This window comes from Pseudarthrobacter sp. MDT3-1, from assembly GCF_054510755.1.
The window spans coordinates 70,996-87,475 of the sequence record NZ_JBTNDX010000003.1 but is presented as its reverse complement, the minus strand read 5'-3'; the positions used below and the strand labels follow the sequence as shown (position 1 = coordinate 87,475).

The following is a 16,480-nucleotide window of genomic DNA, read 5'->3' as shown; positions in this document are numbered from 1 at the left end:
GCTCAGAGCCGCCGCACGGGTTGGCGGAGGATGGTTTTGAGCTTTTCCGGTGCCACCCGGCGGGCGTCGCTGAGGTAGATCTCGTGGTGCAGGCCGGCAAATCCGAAGCCCTTGGACGGAATGTATTCACTGTGCAGGCGGTGCAGCGTGGGGGCCTCGTCGTCGTAGCTGCCGATGTGCCGGATCTGCAGCGAGAGGCCTTCATCGAGGGTCTCAAGGCGGAGCAGGTCCAGCCCCGGAACGTTCTTCGCCGCCGCCTCCGCGATACCGTCCTGCACCTCGGCGGCGCCGATCCAGCCTGGCTGATGGATCATCATGGTCCACTTCCAGCTGTTCTTCTCGCCCCGGGTGAAGGCGTCAGGATCGTCTGCTGTCCACAGGCCCTCCAGCGGCCCGACGACGTAGTCCCGGCCCGCGTGCTTGCTGGCGAACTTGACGGCGTAGGACACCGAATACAGGGCCTCGAGGGCGGCGGCGTAGGCGGGGGCCGTCCCCGGATTACCTTGCCCGTCCAGCATCAGGTAGCTCAGCGGAGGGACGGTGACCACTTCGAAGTCCCGGGCCCGGGGCGCGTACAGATCCTTGAACTGTTTCTTGACGTCGTACTTGTCCATCGCGCCCCACCCATTCGTTCCCAGCAGCCTAGTGGCCGGCGTCGTACCAGCTGGGGCCCACCCCGATCTGGACATCCAGCGGGATGCTGAGGTCCGCGGCGGAGCCCATCTGCTCGGTGACGAGCTTCTCCACCGCAACACGTTCGCCGGCGGCGACTTCAAGGACCAGTTCGTCGTGGACCTGCAGGAGCATGCGCGACTTCAGGCCCTGGGCCGCCAGTTCAGCGTGCACGCCCAGCATGGCGCGTTTGATGATGTCCGCGGCCGATCCCTGGATGGGTGAGTTCAGGGCGATGCGCTCCGCGTTTTCGCGAAGCTGCCGGTCCGTGCTGGTGAGGTCCGGCAGGTAGCGGCGACGCCCCTCGATGGTGGCCGTATAGCCGTCCACCCGGGCCTGGTCCACCACTCCGCGGAGGTAGTCGCGGACGGCGCCGAACCGGTCAAAGTAGTCCTTCATCAGCGTGCGGGCCTCGTCCACGGAAATTTCCAGCTGCTTGGACAGGCCAAACGATGTGAGGCCATAGGCGAGGCCGTAGGACATCGCCTTGACCTTGGAGCGCATGGCACTGGTGACTTCTTCGGTGGGCACGTGGAAGATGTTCGAGCCCACAAACCGGTGGAGGTCTTCGCCGTCCTGGTAGGCCTGGATCAGGCCTGCGTCGCCCGAAAGGTGCGCCATGATCCGCATTTCGATCTGTGAGTAGTCCGCAGACAGCAGGCACTCGTAGCCGTCGCTGACCACAAAGATGCCGCGGACGCGACGGCCTTCCTCGCTGCGGATGGGGATGTTCTGCAGGTTGGGATTGTTGGAGGAGATCCGGCCCGTCGCTGCCACGTTCTGCGCGTAGGTGGTGTGGATCCGGCCGTCTTCCGTCACGGACTTCTTGAGCGACTCCAGCATCTGGCGCAGCTTCGAGGACTCCCGGTGCGCCATCAGCTGGACCAGGAATTCGTGGCCGGTCTTTTCCAGCAGGTTCTTCAGCGACGCGGCATCGGTGGTGTAGCCGGACTTGATCTTCTTCGTTTTCGGCAATTCGAGTTCGTCAAAGAGCACGGTCTGCAACTGCTTGGGCGATCCGAGATTAACCTCGTGGCCGATCGCGGCGAAGGCAAGTTCCTGCGCGTTGTCGATCACTTTGGCCAGATCGGCGATCTGCTCGTCCATGCGCGGCAGGTCGATGGCGATGCCCGCTGTTTCCATGTCGGCCAGCACCCGGCTGACGGGCAGTTCCAGGGTGGTCAGCAGGTCCCCCGCCTTGCGTTCGGTGAGCTCTGATGCGAAGTGCCGGCTCAGGGCCTGGACCACGGCCGCCACCTGGACCAGCGCGCCGGCGGCGGCGGCGTCGTCGAACGCCAGCTCCAGCTGGCCCGCCTTGGAGGCCTCGGACGGAACACTGACGTTGAGGTGATGCTGGGCCAACTCGGCGAGTTCATACGTGCGGCGGTCCGGCTGGATGAGGTATCCGGAAATTGACGTGTCATCCACTACGCCTTCCAGTCCCAGGCCACGGCTGGACAGGGCCTTCAACGCAGCCTTGTAGCCGTGCATGACCTTTGACGAGCTTTCATCGCGCAGCCAGTCCGCCAGGACGTTTTCGGCTGCGGCGTCCTGCGCGGCGAGGTCGATATAGACGGCGGCATCGTCACGGACGATGGCCAGTGCGGCGGCGTCCTCGCCGATCCGCCCGGGCACCAGGTCGACGGCGACTGCCGACGTCTTGCCAGCGCCCGCCGCCAGGAAGGCACCCAGCTCGGCGGCCCCGGCGGGAATCACGAAGTCCGGCGCGGCGATGGTTTCGCGCTCCGCAGATTCCACGTCCTCGCTGCCGTACAGGGCAAAGAGCCGGGAACGGATGGTCTTGAATTCAAGTTCGTCGAACAAAGCCTCCAGCGCGGCTTCGTCCGGCCGCGGTTCCGCGAGATCATCCAGGGTGAGCGGAAGTTCGAGATCCGTGTGGAGCCTGTTCAGGCGTCGGTTGCGTTTGACGTCCTCCACGTTTTCCCGGAGGGCATCGCCCACCTTGCCGCCGATCGCATCCAGGTGCTCGAGGACGCCCTCAAGACCGCCGTAAAGGTTGATCCACTTGGCCGCGGTTTTCGGGCCGACGCCCGGAACGCCCGGAAGATTGTCCGCGGTCTCGCCCACCAAAGCGGCAAGGTCCGAATACTGCGCGGGCGTCACAAAATACTTTTCCTGGATGGCTGCCGCGTCCATCCGGGGAATGTCGCTGACGCCCTTCCTCGGGTAAAGCACAAAAACGTTGTCCGTGATCAGCTGGAAGGCGTCACGGTCGCCCGAGACGAGCAGCACCTCGAAACCGGCCTTTTCCCCCATGGCGGCGAGGGTGGCCAGGATGTCATCGGCCTCATAGCCGGGCAGTTTGATGGTTTTGATGCCCCAGGCGCCCATGACCTTGTCGATGAGGTCGATCTGGCCGCTCATCTCACGGGGCGTTTCGTTGCGTCCTCCCTTGTACTCGCTGTACTCGGCTTTGCGGTGCGTGGTGTCATCCGAGACGTCGAAGGCGACACAAATGTGGGTGGGCTTCTGTTCCTTGATCAGGTTGATGAGCATGGACGTGAAACCGTGGATGGCGTTGGTGTGCTGTCCGTTGGCGGTGGAGAACTTGTCCGCCGGCAAGGCGAAGAACGCGCGGAACGCCATCGAGTGGCCGTCCAGAACCAGGAGCCGCGGCTGGCCGGTGATGGGAACCACGGGGCCTTCCGTGGCGGAAACCTGGCCTCCGGCCGGCAGGACGTTGATGTCCTGCAGGGCAGCATCAGCGTCAAGCACTGCGGTCTCGGACGGGAAGGGGGCCGGTTTGGTAGTTTCACTCACAGGTGCCAGCCTAGTTCCCATGATGGACAATTTCACGCCCGGGCCCTTCACTGAGGAATTGGTCACAGCAGGCATCCCGGCGCACCTCCACGACTGGCTCGGCCGCCTGGGCATCGGTGCCCTGGTGGTGAAGATGGGGATCCACTTCCTCGAGATGAGCCCGGAACGAACGGTGGCCACCATGCCGGTGGAAGGGAACACCCAGGTGGCAGGCATCCTGCACGGCGGCGCCCATGTGGTGCTGGCCGAAACCTTGGGATCCTTTGCCGCCGGGATGCACGCAGGCGCAGGCAGGCACGCCCTGGGCATCGAAGTGAGCGCCACCCACCACCGTGCAATCGCCGCGGGCACCGTGACAGGTACGTGCACCGCGATCCACCTGGGCCGGACACTGACAACGCATGAAATCGTGATGACCGACGAACAAGGCCGCCGCCTCTCCACCGCACGCCTCACCAACATGCTGCGGGACAACGAGCCCGCGGAGGCCTAAGCGCCTCAGTCCGTTCAGCTCCCTAGCGCGCCGGAACCGGGGAGGTGAGGGTGTAGCGGAGCTCCACTATGCCCCGTCCCAAGGTGCGGGACGCCGTCAACTCAAGTGGCGACGTCGGGCCCTCCAATGGCAGCAGCCGTTTGCCGTCGCCCAGGACCACGGGGATGACAGAAAGGATGAGGTCATCCAGCAGTCCCGCGTTGGCGAACTGCGCAGCGAGGTTGCCGCCGCCCACCACCCAGACGTTCAAGCCGCCGGCGTGGTCCCTGAAGTCCTGGATGAACTCCTGGACGGGTCCGCGGACGAACGTGATGTCCGTGCCGGCCGGGGCAACGTGCTCGTGCCGGGTAAACACATAACAGGGTGTGGAAGGGTACGGCCAGTTGCCGGGTTCGTGCTCCATCAGCCAGGCGTACGTCTCGCCGCCCATAACAATGCAGCCGACGCCGGCCATGAAGGTTTCGTAGCTTTCCTTGCCGCCCTCGAAGCCGTCGAACTCAAGAAGCCAGGCGAGGTCATCCTTCGTGGTGGCGATGAACCCGTCGATGGAGGCCGCGACAAAATACTGGATCCTGGACATGGAACCAGAGTAGCGCTGCGGTGTGGACGGGCTGAAGGGCTACTTGCTGAAGTACGGAATGATCAGGTACAGCCCGAACATCACAGCCAGGCCGCAGAGGCCGAAGCAGGCGGAGGCGAAGTAGCGTTTGGCGCGGGGTGAGGCCTGCTGGGCGTCGCCGGCGATGGCCGTCAGCCGCACGCCCAGCGAATACAGGACCACAACCGTTACCGCGGACACCAGGGTGGTGCCGGCCACAGTCAAGAGTTCCAACCACTTCATAGCTGAGCGTCCTTGTGCTGGTTCGCCTTGGCGCGGGCCCGGGCGAGGGCTTTCTTCTTGGCGAAGCGGACGGTCTGGCCCGCTTCTTCGACTTCCACGGCATTGTGGTGGCCCACCGAGGACTTGCGGGAGTAGAAGAACATAAACAGCACCGCGGCGGTGCCGGCGACGGCGGCAATCACCACCCCCGTCTTCACGAGCAGCGCGGTCAGCGCGCCCACAATGCCGGCCGCGGGAAGCGTGAACAGCCACCCCAGGGCGATCTTGCCCACCATGTTCCACCGCACCGTGGTGCCCTTACGGCCCATGCCTGACCCGATGACGGAGCCGGACGCCACCTGCGTGGTGGAAAGAGCGAAACCCAGGTGGGAGGACGCAAGGATGGCTGAGGCGGTGCTGGTCTCGGCCGCAAACCCCTGTGCGGGCTTGACCTCAGTCAACCCGGAGCCCATGGTCCGGATGATGCGCCAGCCACCGGCATAGGTGCCGACCGCGATGGCTAGGGCGCATGCCGTGATGACCCAGAACTGCGGGCCCGAACCCGGGGACTGGGTGCCGGCGGAAATCAGCACCAGGGTGATGATGCCCATGGTCTTCTGTGCATCGTTGGTTCCGTGGGCCAGCGCCACGAGGCTGGACGTGAAGATCTGCCGGTGCGGAACCCGCCCCGCTTCTGCGTCAGCTTGCTGCCGGTTTCCGGATCGTGCCGCGACGTCAGGGCATACGCGAGCCGCGTGCAAAGGTACGCCACCAGGCCGGCAATCAGCGGGGCGAAAATGGCGGGCAGGATGACCTTCTGCAGCAGCGTTTCCAGGTTCACGGAATTGAACCCGATACCGGCGATGGCCGCGCCGATCAGCCCGCCGAAGAGCGCATGCGATGAGCTGGACGGCAGTCCCTTGAGCCACGTGATCATGTTCCAGAGAATGGCACCCATAAGCCCGGCGAAAATAATGTCCGGCGTGATCTGGACACCGTCCGAGCCTTCCCGGATGATGCCGCCGGAGACTGTTTTGGCCACTTCCGTCGAGAGGAAGGCACCTACCAGGTTCAGGATTGCCGCGAGAGTCACCGCGGTCTTCGGCTTGATGGCACCGGTGGCGATGGGCGTAGCCATCGCATTGGCGGTGTCGTGGAATCCATTTGTGAAGTCAAAAAATAATGCCAGTCCGATGACCAGCGCCACCATAAAGGTGATATCCACCTGTTGCCCAATCTGCTGAGTCGACGTTCAGCAGTTCCACTACCCGCCGTGCCCTGCAACGCATACTTCACCTACAGTTCATGTGAAATGACCTGTGGAGTTAACGGAACCGGCGTAAAAGCCTATCGATCGTACGCGTCCATGGCATCAGGTCAAAAACAGCTGCTCCGTGACAAACCCACCGACGGCGGCCAGCTCGGCGGGAGAGATTCCCCGGCGCGGATCGGGCGACACCGTGAGGATGCGTCGGCCCAGGAATCCGGCCCACGCCAGTGCTTCCTGTTCATAGCGGAGCTGATCGTCAATCCACACGATGCCATCCGGGGCGTTGGCCGCCAGGTCCTCCTGGAGAGCGGCAAGCTTCCACCAGCCCTCCCCCGTTCCGGCACCATCCGCTGTCAGGCAGGGCCAGTGGCCACCTGCAAGTCCGATGGCAGGGCATAAGTATTCCGCGGCCATCTCCTCCCAGCTCGTGAGCCACACGCACCGGACTCCAGGCAACCGGGAAAGCCGGTTCAGCCCGTCAACCAGCTGGCCCGCATATGCCACCTCAAGCACGCCGGCGTTCGCAAGTATCCAGCCGGAACCCCATGGCGTCGTGCCCGTCGCTCCGAACGGGCAAACGACGCCGTCGACGTCCAGGTACAGGGTGACGTTCCGCACTGCCGCTCCCGGTCAGGCCGGCAGGCCCGGAACGGCCCTTAAGCGATTGAGGGGCTGCACGCATCAATGGTTGCACTGCGCCCAGCCCCTCCTCAAGGACTCGCGGATAAGGAGTGTGTCCTAGGCAGAGAACGCCTTGGCCGGGGCGGCTTCAGGGCGGGCGGGGCTTCCGTGCTGGTCATGGCCGTAGAGCCAGTCGTTGTACTGGAAGTTGTTGTCCGTCCGGCTCTTGAACAGCAGATTCCGGAGCGTGCGGGCCAGGCCGGAGACGTGCCACGACTCGCCCCATACACGGGCATTCCGCTGGACCCGGGCCGTGCGGCCGGCACGGATGGTGTTGAATTCCTTGATGGCACCATCCCAGGCTGCGGGGTTGACGCCGTCCGCGGTGAAGACGGTGCCGTTGGTGACGTCCTGCAGCACGGCCGCGTCTTCGAGGGCCTGGCAGGCGCCCTGGGCCAGGTACTGGAGCATGGGGTGCGCGGCGTCACCCACCAGGACCATTCGGCCGGCCACCCAGTTTTCGATCGGGTCACGGTCGTACATGGGCCAGCGCATGGCGGTGCCAAGATTCTTCAGTGCCTCCTGCACTGCCGGAATGCAGTCCTTGTAAGCCGCTTCGAGTTCATCCACACCGCCATACTGCTCTTCGCCGCGTTCGAAGGAGGGGGACTTGAACACCGCGACGGTGTTCAGCAGCTCACCCTTGCGCAGCGGGTACTGCACCAGGTGGCAGTCCGGTCCAAGGTAGACGATGACGTCTTCAAGGTCGGCTTTGGGCGTGTTTTCGGTGATCGGCACGGTACCGCGGTACGCCACGTAGGCCGAGGAAACCGGCTCGTCGTTGGCAACGAGGGGGCGCAGGGTGGACTTAAGTCCATCGGCGCCGATGATGGCGTCCGCCTCATAGTCAACGCCGGCGGCGGTGTGCGCAATGCCGCGGCCGTTCACGGTTTCCACACTCTCCACCATGACGTCGTTGACGAGTTTGACGCCCGCCGCCTCACAGCCGTCGAGCAGGACCCGGTGCAGGTCGCTGCGGTGGATCACGACGTAGGGAGCGCCATAGCGTTCCTCGAATTCGCCGCCGAGCGTCTGCCTGGTGAGCTCCTCGCCGGTCACTGCGTCGCGAAACACGAGGTGCTTGGGGCGGACGCCGATTTCGAGGGCCTTCTCCAGCAGGCCCCAACGCTTCAGTACGCGTGAGGCGTTGGGGGCCATCTGCAGGCCCGCGCCCACTTCGCCGAACTCAGGAGCACGCTCCACGAGAGTCACTTCGGCGCCGTTCTCCCGCAGCGCGAGGGCCCCGGCCAGGCCGGCCATTCCGCCGCCGATAACGAGGACTTCGGTGGACGATTTCAGGTCAGACATTGCTGTCTCCTTCAGAGATTCTGGTAGTGGAATTGATCTTGGCGGAAATGGCTGCCAGCAGGACGGCTGCCACGGCTGCCGCACCGGCGAAAGCCAGGAAGTTGGAGTTGACGCCCAGCCCGGCAGCCAGCAGCAGCCCGCCCACCTGCGGTGCCGCGACGGCGCCTATGCGGCCGACGCCGAGGGCCCAGCCAAGGGCCGTTCCGCGCAGGTGCGCAGGGTAGTGGCTGGCCACTGCAGCAATGACGAGGCACTGCGTGCCGTGGGTTCCCACGCCGGCCAGGACCAGCATGAGGTAGACGACGGCGACGGGCGGGCCGGTGACCAGCACGAACAGCGCGGCGGCAGCGACGCCGGCGGCGGCGATCGCCGTCGGGATCGGGCCGAACCGGGTCCCGGCCCAGGCGGTGATGACGGATCCCGCTACGGCACCCACGTTCAGGGCGAGGGCGAAAGTCAATGCTGAGCCGAGGTTGTAACCGGCCAGCTGCATCAGGTTGGGCAGCCACGTGCCGAGGCCGTACCAGGCGAACAGGGTCACCAAGGTGGCGAATGCGTAGAGCAGGCTCATGCCGAGGAACGGCGCCCGGAGCAGTGACCCGAAACCGGCGGGTTCCCGGGCTACTGCAGCGTCGGAGGACGCGGACGGTGCCAGGGTTTCAGGGAGGTAGCGGAGTCCCAGCGGAATGACCACTATCAAGGCCAACACGGCGACCAGGAACATCGCCGGCCAGCCGAAGGCGGGAATCAGCGGGATCCCTACCAGCGCGGCGATGGAGCCGCCGATCGGTACGCCAGACATCATGAGCGTGGCCACCGTTGAACGCCACTTTGTGGGGACCAGTTCTGCCACGAGCGCGTTGGCTGAGGGGACGAGGCCACCCAGGCCGATGCCCGCCAACAGTCGGAGGGCACCGAAGACGACGGCGTTGGGGGAAAACGCGCACAGGATGGTGAAGACGGAGAAAAGAATGGCGCAGCCGATGATGGTCCGGCGGCGTCCCCACGTGTCCGACATCCGACCCGCGAAGATGGCGCCTATCATCATGCCAACGAACGCCATCGAGCCGACGGTCCCAGCTGTGGCCTTCGTCAGCCCCCAGCCGGTGTCATTGATAAGGGACGACTGCACCGTGCCGTAAACAATGAGGTCGTAGCCGTCAAAGACCACCAGGAGCCAGCAGACCAGCACAGCCATGGCGGACTGCTTCGAGAACCGCGATGCGCCAGAGGAGAAAAGGCCGGCGCCGCCTGTGATTCCCGGCGCCGCGGCGGTAGGTGTGTGATTCATCCCACCACTGTCGGCCACCTCATACGGCCTCGCTATATAATTCTGCCATGCAGAACTTACCGGTCCAACGAAAACCTACCTACCCCATCGAGACGGTGGACAACGCCCTGCTGTTACTTCAACTCCTGCGTGACGGGGGCAGCCTGAGGCTCAAGGATGCCGCCAACGAACTGGGCGTGGCTCCTTCCACCGCCCATCGGCTCCTGGCCATGCTGGTATACCGGGGCTTCGCGGTCCAGGACGAGTCCCGGCGTTATGTTCCCGGGCCGGCCATGGGTGCAGGCCCCGCCCGCGTGAGTTGGTCACGCCTGCTGCGGGAAGTGGCCAGGCCGCATATGGAGATGTTGTGTTCGCGGGTCAACGAAACGGTCAACCTGATGATCCGCGTGGGCACGAAGGTCAGGTTCCTGGACACCGTCGAGAGCACCAGCGCCCTGCGCGTTGGCGACCGCCAAGGAACAGTCCTGCCGGCCCACAAGGCCTCGGGCGGCAAGGCGATGCTGGCGGAACTTGAACCCGCCATGGTCGACCAACTGTTCCGCAGCAGCAACGCGGAGATCGGCGGCGACAACATCCCCGACGCCGAGTACCCGGCCTTCTTGCGGGAACTTCAAACCATCCGCGGCAACGGATTCGCCGCCAACTTCGAAGGTACCGAGGAAGGCATCAGCGCCCTGGGGATGGCCCTGCACAACCGCGCCGGCGACGTCGTCGGGGCATTGAGCGTAGCCACCCCGGTTGCAAGGTTCCGGCGACTCTTTGACGCAGGATTGGTTGGCGTCATGATGGAGACCCGGCGCCAGCTCGAAATCGACATTGCCGCCAACCCTTTCAACAGGGACTGATCCAACAGACCGGGCCCTTGCCCGGTGATTCTGCTAGGCAGAATATGTTGGAGGTCACATACTCCGCTCCCTAGAGTCGTTCGTACGCCCAAACGCTCATCGCACCATCAAGGAGGCCCCCATGTCCGTCAGCGCCGAGAATCTTACGCATGCTTCTGTTGCCGCCGGCCAGATTGTTCCGGAGCCGACGCCGGAGGAGGCTGCGCAGCTGGTGAAGCTTTATCAGGGTTTTGAGAGTGAGAACCTGGTCCCGTTATGGACGGAGATCGGGGATCTGATGCCGATGGTCCCGTCGCCGAAGGCTGTGCCGCATGTGTGGCGGTGGGATGATCTGTATCCGTTGGCTGCGCGGGCGGGGGATCTGGTCCCTGTTGGGCGTGGCGGGGAACGCCGGGCGATTGCGTTGGCGAACCCTGGCCTTGCCGGGACCCCGTACGCGACCCCGACGTTGTGGGCTGCGATCCAGTACCTAGGGGCCCGCGAGACCGCCCCGGAGCACCGCCATTCCCAGAACGCGTTCCGGTTCGTGGTCGAGGGCGAAGGCGTGTGGACGGTGGTGAACGGGGATCCGGTGGCGATGCGCCGCGGTGATTTCCTCCTCACGCCGGGCTGGAATTTCCACGGCCACCACAACGACACCGACTCCCCGATGGCCTGGATCGATGGGCTGGATATCCCGTTTGTGCATTACGCGGACGCCGGGTTCTTCGAGTTCGGCACCGAACGCGTCACCGACGAAGCGACCCCGGAGATTTCCCGGTCCGAGCGGCTCTGGGCCCACCCCGGCCTCCGCCCGCTCTCGGGTCTCCAGGACACGGCCAACTCCCCCATCGCGGCGTACCGGTGGGAACACACCGACGCCGCCCTGGCAGAACAGCTACTCCTCGAGGACGAGGGCCATCCGGCCACCGTGTCCCAGGGCCACGCCGCGGTCCGGTACTCGAACCCGACCACCGGCGGGGACGTCATGCCCACCATCCGGGCCGAATTCCACCGCCTCCGGCCCGGCGCCACCACCGAGCCCTTGCGCGAAGTCGGCTCCAGCGTCTGGCAGGTCTTCGAAGGCACCGGCACCGCGGTCCTGAACGGCGAGGCCAAGTCTCTGGCCAAGGGCGACCTGTTCGTCGTCCCGTCCTGGACCGAATGGTCCCTGACCGCCGACGAGGCTGCAGAGTTTGATCTGTTCCGATTCAGCGACGCCCCCATCTTTGAACGCCTGAACTTCAGCCGCACCTACACCGAAGGACGCAAGAACGCATGAGACTCCTCACCCTCCGCACCCAGACCAGCAACGGCATCAGCACCAACACCGTCGCGGTCCGCCAGGACGGGACCACCCTCACCGAGATCGACGGATTCACCGACGTCGGGGCCCTCCTGAAGGACCCCGCCTGGGAGGCCATCGCCAAAGCCGCCAACGGCGCCACCCACCCGTCTGAGGGCGCCGACCTCGCCGCCGTCATCCCCGCCCCGGGCAAGATCATCTGCGTGGGCCACAACTACCGCAACCACATCAAGGAAATGGGCCGGGAAGTCCCCGAGTACCCCACCCTGTTCGCCAAGTACGCCGAGTCCCTGATCGGGCCAAATGACGACCTGGCCCTGCCGCAGGAGTCCGACGCGGTGGACTGGGAAGCCGAGCTTGCGGTCGTGATCGGCAAGACAGGCCGACGCATCGCCGAGGCCGACGCCAAGGATCACATCGCCGGCTACGCCGTGCTCAACGACGTGTCCATGCGGGACTACCAGTTCCGGACCGTCCAGTGGCTCCAGGGCAAGACGTGGGAGAAGTCCACCCCGTTCGGACCCGCCCTGGTCACGCAGGACGAATTCAGCGCAGGCCCGCTGATGACCAGCGCCGTGGACGGGGAAATCCAGCAGCAGACCCCCACCTCCGACCTGGTCTTCACGCCCGAATTCCTGGTCTCCTACATCTCCACGATCATCACCCTGAACCCGGGAGATGTGATCGCGACCGGCACCCCGGGCGGGGTGGGCCACGCCCAGGACCCCAAGCGCTACCTGCAGGAAGGCCAACTCCTGGTCACCACCATCGAGGGCCTGGGCCAGCTGACCAACCGAGTGGTCAAGGAAGCCTGATGACCGCCCGCCAGGACCAGACGACGGACCCGGAGCTGCTCGAGGCGCTGCTCCAGGCCCGACGGGGGACCGCGTTCTTCGCCCGGAAACTCAACGAGCTCTCCGACGAGGACCTCGACGGCCCCTCGCTGCTGCCGGGGTGGAACCGCCGGCACGTCACCGCGCACATCGGCTACAACGCCCGCGCCATCGCCCGCCTCATCGAATGGGCCGCAACAGGGACCGAAACACCCATGTACGCGTCGCCCGAAGCCCGGGACCACGAAATCAGCTTCGGGGCGACCCTGCCGCCGATCGCGCTGCGGTACCTGTTCGACCACTCCGCGGTGCACCTGAACGTCGAATGGCGCGACCTCCCGGCACAGGCCTGGCACCACCAGGTCAAAACCGCTCAGGGCCGCGTTGTGCCCGCCACGGAAACCGTGTGGATGCGCACCCGCGAAGTCTGGACCCACGCCATCGACCTGGACAACGGAGCGGCGTTCTCCGACATCCCCGCGCCCGTGCTCGAACGGCTCCTAACAGACATCACCACCGCGTGGCACACCCGCGGCACCGACACCGGCCTGCTCATCAACGTCACCGGACCGGACCTGACATTCGGCGACACCACCGCCCAGAACCCGACGCTCATCACCGGAACCCTGCCCGGCATCACCCAATGGGCCACCGGACGCGGCACCCGCGGCGTCACCGCAACACACAACGGAACACCCCTGGACGAAACGCCCGCAGCCCCCAAATGGATCTGAGCCTGTGACCTTCGGGCAGCCGAAAAGCACTGCAAATAGTCAGGATAACGGAACAGCGGCGGGATAACCCGCCGCTGTTCCGTCGTTCTATGTCCCGTTCTAATGAGTGGAGCCTATGAGGCGGGAGCGGCCTGGGGGTTATTGATGTTGACCAGCCAGGCAGTCCCGAACCGGTCCGTGCACATGCCGAAGATGTCGCCCCAGGGCGCCGGCTCCAACGGAACGGTGACCGTGCCGCCGTCGGCGGACAGCTTTTCCCAATAGCCGCGCAGTTCGGCTTCGTCGTCGCCGCTGAGCGAAACCGAAATGGAGCTGCCGGTCGCGAGGTCCATGCCGTTCGGCGTGTCCGCCCCCATCAGGACCACGCCGTTGCTGGCCGTCAGCATGCCGTGCATGATTTTGTCGGCTTCCGCCGGATCTTCGCTGGCGTGGAACTCCCCGAACGTGCTGAGGGCCAGGTCGCCGCCGAAGACAGACTGGTAGAAGGTCATCGCTTCGCGGGCGTTCTCGCGGAAGCCAAGGTAGGGGTTGAGCGTCGTTGGCATGGCCGGGTCTCCTTGAAGTACAGAACTGATTCGGATTCGAAACAGTCAACATCCTGCCGCACTTCCCGCCGCGTTCATAGGGTTCACGGAACCTGATTGCCCCGCAGTTTTCAGGGCATAAAGCGGTATCCCACACCAGGTTCCGTGAGGAGGTGGCGGGGTTTCCCGGGATCGGCCTCCAGCTTCCGCCGCAACTGGGCCATGTACACACGCAGGTAGTTGGCTTCCGTCTGGTAGGCCGGTCCCCAGACGTCCAGCAGCAACTGCTGCTGGGTCACCAGCCGGGCAGGGTTCCGGACCAGCAGTTCCAAGATGTTCCATTCGGTCGGCGTCAGCCGGACAACGTCCCCGTCCCTCGTGACCTGCCGTTGGGCCAAGTCCACAGTGAACGAGGAAGCGGCCACCGTGGGTGCCGACGCCGGATCCGGAACGCGGCGCAGGAGCGCACGCAGGCGGGCCAACAGCTCGTCGAGTCCGAACGGCTTGGTGATGTAGTCGTCCGCACCTGCATCCAGGGCGTCGACTTTGTCCGATGAGCCGTGGCGTGCAGACAGCACCAGTACGGGCAGGTTGCTCCATCGACGGAGTTCCCGCAGGACTTCCGCGCCATCCAGGTCCGGCAGTCCGAGGTCCAGGATCATCACGTCCGGCGGACGGTGGGAAGCGGCACGCAAGGCTGTGCCGCCGTCGGCCGCTGACTCCACGGCGTAGCCGTGGGCCTGGAGTGTGATCCGGAGTGCCTTCAGCAGGTGGGGATCGTCGTCGACAACCAGCACACTGGTCCGGCGGCCGCCCTGCGTGCCGGAAGAATCAGCCTGGTCCGAATTCACGTGGCCTCCTGACGCGGCTGGCCGGCCGCGTGACGCGCGCCCGGCGAGCCGGTGGAAAGGGCCAGCCTGATCACCATGGTCAGCCCGCCGCCGGGAGTTTCCTGTGCAGTCAGCGTGCCGCCCATGGCCCTGACGAACCCGTCGGCGACGGCCAGGCCCAGTCCCACTCCGGTGGCCTGTGGCCGGTCGTGGAGCCGCTGGAACGGCTGGAACATCTCAAGCACCTTCCCGGCGGGCACACCGGCGCCGTGATCGATGATCCGCAGTTCGCCGGACGGATAGCCATCCAGCGTGGCTGCACCCATGCCGTCGGAAGTGCCGGTGATGGTGATCCCCGAACCCGGCGCGTATTTGACGGCGTTTTCCACAATGTTCGCGATCACTCGGTCCAGCAGCACCGGATCGGCTTCCACAGTGGGCATGTTGGCGGGCAGCTCCACCCGGACTGTACCGTCCGGGAGCCCGCGCAGGGCCGGGGCAACAACCTCGCTCCACCGCACGGGTCCCAGCAGCGGCCGGACGGAATCGGCGGTGATCCTTGACATGTCCAAGAGGTTTCCCACCAGCTGGTCCAGCCGGTCCGTGCATTCGTCAATGGTTTCCAGCAGCTCCCGTTCTTCCGCGGGCGTATAGGTGACGGTCCGCTGCAGCAAGCCACCGGCGGCGAGCTTGATCCCCGCCAGGGGCGTCCGCAGGTCGTGGGACACCGCCCGCAGGATCGCCGTGCGCATGGAGTTCCCTTCGGCCAGCCGCAGCACCTCGCGCCGGCTGACGGCCAGCTGGCGGCGTTCCAGCTGGGCTTTCACGTGGACCGCAAACGCACCCAGCAACCGGCTTTCCACTGCCGGCACCTCCCGGCCGAACAGCACCAGCCGGGTGTCGGCGTCGACCGGTTCTGCGGTGCTGCCCGGCAGTCCGGTGACGCCATGCTCCCACCCGGCGGTATCCCCCGCAGCGGCCACGAGCGACCAGATCCTGCCGTCCGCGCCGCGGACTCCGGAGGGTCCCGACGTCGGAACGGAACCTTGCGCTGTGCCCTTCCGGCTGCTGTACACACCGGCACCGGTGGCACCAAAAACGTCCAGGGCCTCCGCCAGGATCCCGTCCAGGGTGTCCTCCGAACGGGAGGCGCCCAGGGCGAGGTCGCCCAGCGTCGCCGCCTCCGCCTGTGCGCGGGCAGCCTCCTTGGACCGGCGGGCAGACCCGTCCACCACCCCGGCGACTGCCACTGACACCCCCACAAAAACGGCCAGGGACAGGAGGTCCTGGGGATCACTGATCGCCAGGTCCCCCAGGGGCGGCGTGGAAAAGTAGTTCACCAGCACGCTGCTCCACAGCGCGCCGACCACGGCAGGCCACAACCCGCCCACCAGCGCCACCGCAACGGCGCCGGCAAGCTGGATTAGGACGGCGGTGGCAACGCTGTGGTCGAAGGCTGCGAGCAGCAGCTGCAGCAGGGCGGGCAGGGCTGCTGCGAGCGCAAAGCCAATAGCAACCCTGGTGCGGCCCAGGTCAGGCCGCCGGCGTGGTGCGTTCCGCTGGTGCGGGACGCGGGGAACTACCTGGACATCAACGTCGCCCGCACCGCGGACCACCCGGGCTTCCACGGTGCCGCCGGCGAACAACCCTGCCAGCACACCGGCAAGCGGTCCGCGGCGGGACTGCCCCACAACAATATGGGTGGCACTGGACTTGCGGGCGTAATCGAGCAGGGCCCGGGCCGGATCCGTCGCGGAGACGGTGTGGTAGGTCCCGCCCAGGTCATTGACCAGCCGCCGCTGTGCCTCCAAAACCTGGGGAGACTCGCCCGCGGCACCCCCTGTGGTGCGGACGTGGACGGCCACCAGCTCGCCGCCGTCGGTCCTTTCGAGAATCCTGGCGGCGCGCCGGATGAGCAGTTCTGCGTCATCGCTGCCGTTGAGGCCAATGACTATCCGTTCCCGTGCCATGCCGCCATTCTCCCACCCGGATCCCGACGTCCCGTGCGGGCCTTTCCCGGGGTTAGGGCTTTGGTCATGCGGACGTTAAGGATGCGTCAAGATCCGCCCGAATCCGGCTCCAAGGCGAGTGGGCAGTACTAGATTCGGCTGTG

General features: G+C 65.7%; 15 protein-coding genes and 1 pseudogene. 5 read left to right on the top strand and 11 right to left on the bottom strand.

Annotated elements, in window-relative coordinates:
* Positions 1 to 2: 2 nt before the first annotated feature.
* The gene (locus tag ACX80X_RS03060; RefSeq protein ID WP_459311171.1) at positions 3 to 614 is read right to left on the bottom strand and encodes a GyrI-like domain-containing protein; all 612 of its coding nucleotides are present in this window, start codon (positions 612 to 614) and stop codon (positions 3 to 5) included.
* Positions 615 to 642: 28 nt separating this feature from the next.
* On the bottom strand, positions 643 to 3,279 hold the full coding sequence (polA, locus tag ACX80X_RS03055) for a DNA polymerase I (protein ID WP_252613781.1): 2,637 nt from the start codon (positions 3,277 to 3,279) through the stop codon (positions 643 to 645).
* A gap of 193 nt (positions 3,280 to 3,472) precedes the next feature.
* Here polA and ACX80X_RS03050 point away from each other — a divergent pair, with 193 nt between their 5' ends.
* On the top strand, positions 3,473 to 3,946 hold the full coding sequence (locus tag ACX80X_RS03050) for a hotdog fold thioesterase (RefSeq protein WP_099093412.1): 474 nt from the start codon (positions 3,473 to 3,475) through the stop codon (positions 3,944 to 3,946).
* A 22-nt stretch (positions 3,947 to 3,968) separates the two neighbouring features.
* Here ACX80X_RS03050 and ACX80X_RS03045 read toward each other — a convergent pair whose 3' ends face one another.
* The 6 genes and pseudogenes from ACX80X_RS03045 to ACX80X_RS03020 all read right to left on the bottom strand — a co-directional run bounded on the left by ACX80X_RS03045 (position 3,969) and on the right by ACX80X_RS03020 (position 9,316).
* Complete coding sequence (locus tag ACX80X_RS03045; RefSeq protein ID WP_252598756.1) at positions 3,969 to 4,526, bottom strand: dihydrofolate reductase family protein; 558 nt, start codon at positions 4,524 to 4,526, stop codon at positions 3,969 to 3,971.
* Between the two features lie 39 nt (positions 4,527 to 4,565).
* On the bottom strand, positions 4,566 to 4,787 hold the full coding sequence (locus ACX80X_RS03040; RefSeq protein ID WP_252598755.1) for a hypothetical protein: 222 nt from the start codon (positions 4,785 to 4,787) through the stop codon (positions 4,566 to 4,568).
* Positions 4,784 to 5,991 (bottom strand): annotated as a pseudogene (locus ACX80X_RS03035) (inorganic phosphate transporter). The gene ACX80X_RS03040 and the pseudogene ACX80X_RS03035 overlap by 4 nt, the downstream one beginning before the upstream one ends.
* A 147-nt stretch (positions 5,992 to 6,138) precedes the next feature.
* Positions 6,139 to 6,654 carry an HAD domain-containing protein gene (locus ACX80X_RS03030; RefSeq protein ID WP_252598754.1) on the bottom strand — a complete coding sequence of 172 codons (516 nt, stop codon included), beginning with the start codon at positions 6,652 to 6,654 and terminating at the stop codon, positions 6,139 to 6,141.
* A gap of 120 nt (positions 6,655 to 6,774) precedes the next feature.
* A complete protein-coding gene (locus ACX80X_RS03025) occupies positions 6,775 to 8,025 on the bottom strand; it encodes an FAD-dependent oxidoreductase (RefSeq protein WP_252613747.1) in 1,251 nt (416 codons plus the stop codon).
* Positions 8,018 to 9,316: an MFS transporter gene (locus ACX80X_RS03020; RefSeq protein ID WP_252598752.1), complete on the bottom strand. Its 1,299-nt coding sequence runs from the start codon at positions 9,314 to 9,316 to the stop codon at positions 8,018 to 8,020. The genes ACX80X_RS03025 and ACX80X_RS03020 overlap by 8 nt, the downstream gene beginning before the upstream one ends.
* 47 nt (positions 9,317 to 9,363) lie before the next feature.
* Between ACX80X_RS03020 and ACX80X_RS03015 the strand changes: the two genes are divergently transcribed.
* The 4 genes from ACX80X_RS03015 (at position 9,364) to ACX80X_RS03000 (ending at position 13,013) form a co-directional block, all read left to right on the top strand.
* The gene (locus tag ACX80X_RS03015) at positions 9,364 to 10,161 is read left to right on the top strand and encodes an IclR family transcriptional regulator (RefSeq protein ID WP_252607932.1); all 798 of its coding nucleotides are present in this window, start codon (positions 9,364 to 9,366) and stop codon (positions 10,159 to 10,161) included.
* A gap of 121 nt (positions 10,162 to 10,282) precedes the next feature.
* The gene (locus tag ACX80X_RS03010; RefSeq protein ID WP_252598750.1) at positions 10,283 to 11,422 is read left to right on the top strand and encodes a cupin domain-containing protein; all 1,140 of its coding nucleotides are present in this window, start codon (positions 10,283 to 10,285) and stop codon (positions 11,420 to 11,422) included.
* Positions 11,419 to 12,261 (top strand): fumarylacetoacetate hydrolase family protein, encoded by an 843-nt coding sequence (locus tag ACX80X_RS03005; protein ID WP_252607930.1) that lies wholly within the window; start codon positions 11,419 to 11,421, stop codon positions 12,259 to 12,261. The genes ACX80X_RS03010 and ACX80X_RS03005 overlap by 4 nt, the downstream gene beginning before the upstream one ends.
* A complete protein-coding gene (locus ACX80X_RS03000; RefSeq protein ID WP_252598748.1) occupies positions 12,261 to 13,013 on the top strand; it encodes a maleylpyruvate isomerase family mycothiol-dependent enzyme in 753 nt (250 codons plus the stop codon). Before ACX80X_RS03005 ends, ACX80X_RS03000 begins: the two co-directional genes overlap by 1 nt.
* Before the next feature lie 113 nt (positions 13,014 to 13,126).
* Here the strand turns inward: ACX80X_RS03000 and ACX80X_RS02995 are convergent, their stop codons facing one another.
* The 3 genes from ACX80X_RS02995 to ACX80X_RS02985 all read right to left on the bottom strand — a co-directional run bounded on the left by ACX80X_RS02995 (position 13,127) and on the right by ACX80X_RS02985 (position 16,337).
* Complete coding sequence (locus ACX80X_RS02995) at positions 13,127 to 13,558, bottom strand: VOC family protein (RefSeq protein ID WP_459308755.1); 432 nt, start codon at positions 13,556 to 13,558, stop codon at positions 13,127 to 13,129.
* Positions 13,559 to 13,668: 110 nt separating this feature from the next.
* On the bottom strand, positions 13,669 to 14,388 hold the full coding sequence (locus ACX80X_RS02990; protein ID WP_459308757.1) for a response regulator: 720 nt from the start codon (positions 14,386 to 14,388) through the stop codon (positions 13,669 to 13,671).
* A complete protein-coding gene (locus ACX80X_RS02985) occupies positions 14,385 to 16,337 on the bottom strand; it encodes a DUF4118 domain-containing protein (RefSeq protein WP_459308759.1) in 1,953 nt (650 codons plus the stop codon). Before ACX80X_RS02985 ends, ACX80X_RS02990 begins: the two co-directional genes overlap by 4 nt.
* Positions 16,338 to 16,480: the final 143 nt, after the last annotated feature.

Bases quoted from the DNA above. Each gene is read 5' to 3' on its own strand.
- ACX80X_RS03060 (WP_459311171.1), bottom strand. From the start codon at position 614: ATGGACAAGTACGACGTCAAGAAACAGTTCAAGGATCTGTACGCGCCC.
- polA (WP_252613781.1), bottom strand. From the start codon at position 3,279: ATGGCGTTCCGCGCGTTCTTCGCCTTGCCGGCGGACAAGTTCTCCACC.
- ACX80X_RS03050 (WP_099093412.1), top strand. From the start codon at position 3,473: ATGATGGACAATTTCACGCCCGGGCCCTTCACTGAGGAATTGGTCACA.
- ACX80X_RS03045 (WP_252598756.1), bottom strand. From the start codon at position 4,526: ATGTCCAGGATCCAGTATTTTGTCGCGGCCTCCATCGACGGGTTCATC.
- ACX80X_RS03040 (WP_252598755.1), bottom strand. From the start codon at position 4,787: ATGAAGTGGTTGGAACTCTTGACTGTGGCCGGCACCACCCTGGTGTCC.
- ACX80X_RS03025 (WP_252613747.1), bottom strand. From the start codon at position 8,025: ATGTCTGACCTGAAATCGTCCACCGAAGTCCTCGTTATCGGCGGCGGA.
- ACX80X_RS03020 (WP_252598752.1), bottom strand. From the start codon at position 9,316: ATGAATCACACACCTACCGCCGCGGCGCCGGGAATCACAGGCGGCGCC.
- ACX80X_RS03015 (WP_252607932.1), top strand. From the start codon at position 9,364: ATGCAGAACTTACCGGTCCAACGAAAACCTACCTACCCCATCGAGACG.
- ACX80X_RS03010 (WP_252598750.1), top strand. From the start codon at position 10,283: ATGTCCGTCAGCGCCGAGAATCTTACGCATGCTTCTGTTGCCGCCGGC.
- ACX80X_RS03005 (WP_252607930.1), top strand. From the start codon at position 11,419: ATGAGACTCCTCACCCTCCGCACCCAGACCAGCAACGGCATCAGCACC.
- ACX80X_RS03000 (WP_252598748.1), top strand. From the start codon at position 12,261: ATGACCGCCCGCCAGGACCAGACGACGGACCCGGAGCTGCTCGAGGCG.
- ACX80X_RS02995 (WP_459308755.1), bottom strand. From the start codon at position 13,558: ATGCCAACGACGCTCAACCCCTACCTTGGCTTCCGCGAGAACGCCCGC.
- ACX80X_RS02985 (WP_459308759.1), bottom strand. From the start codon at position 16,337: ATGGCACGGGAACGGATAGTCATTGGCCTCAACGGCAGCGATGACGCA.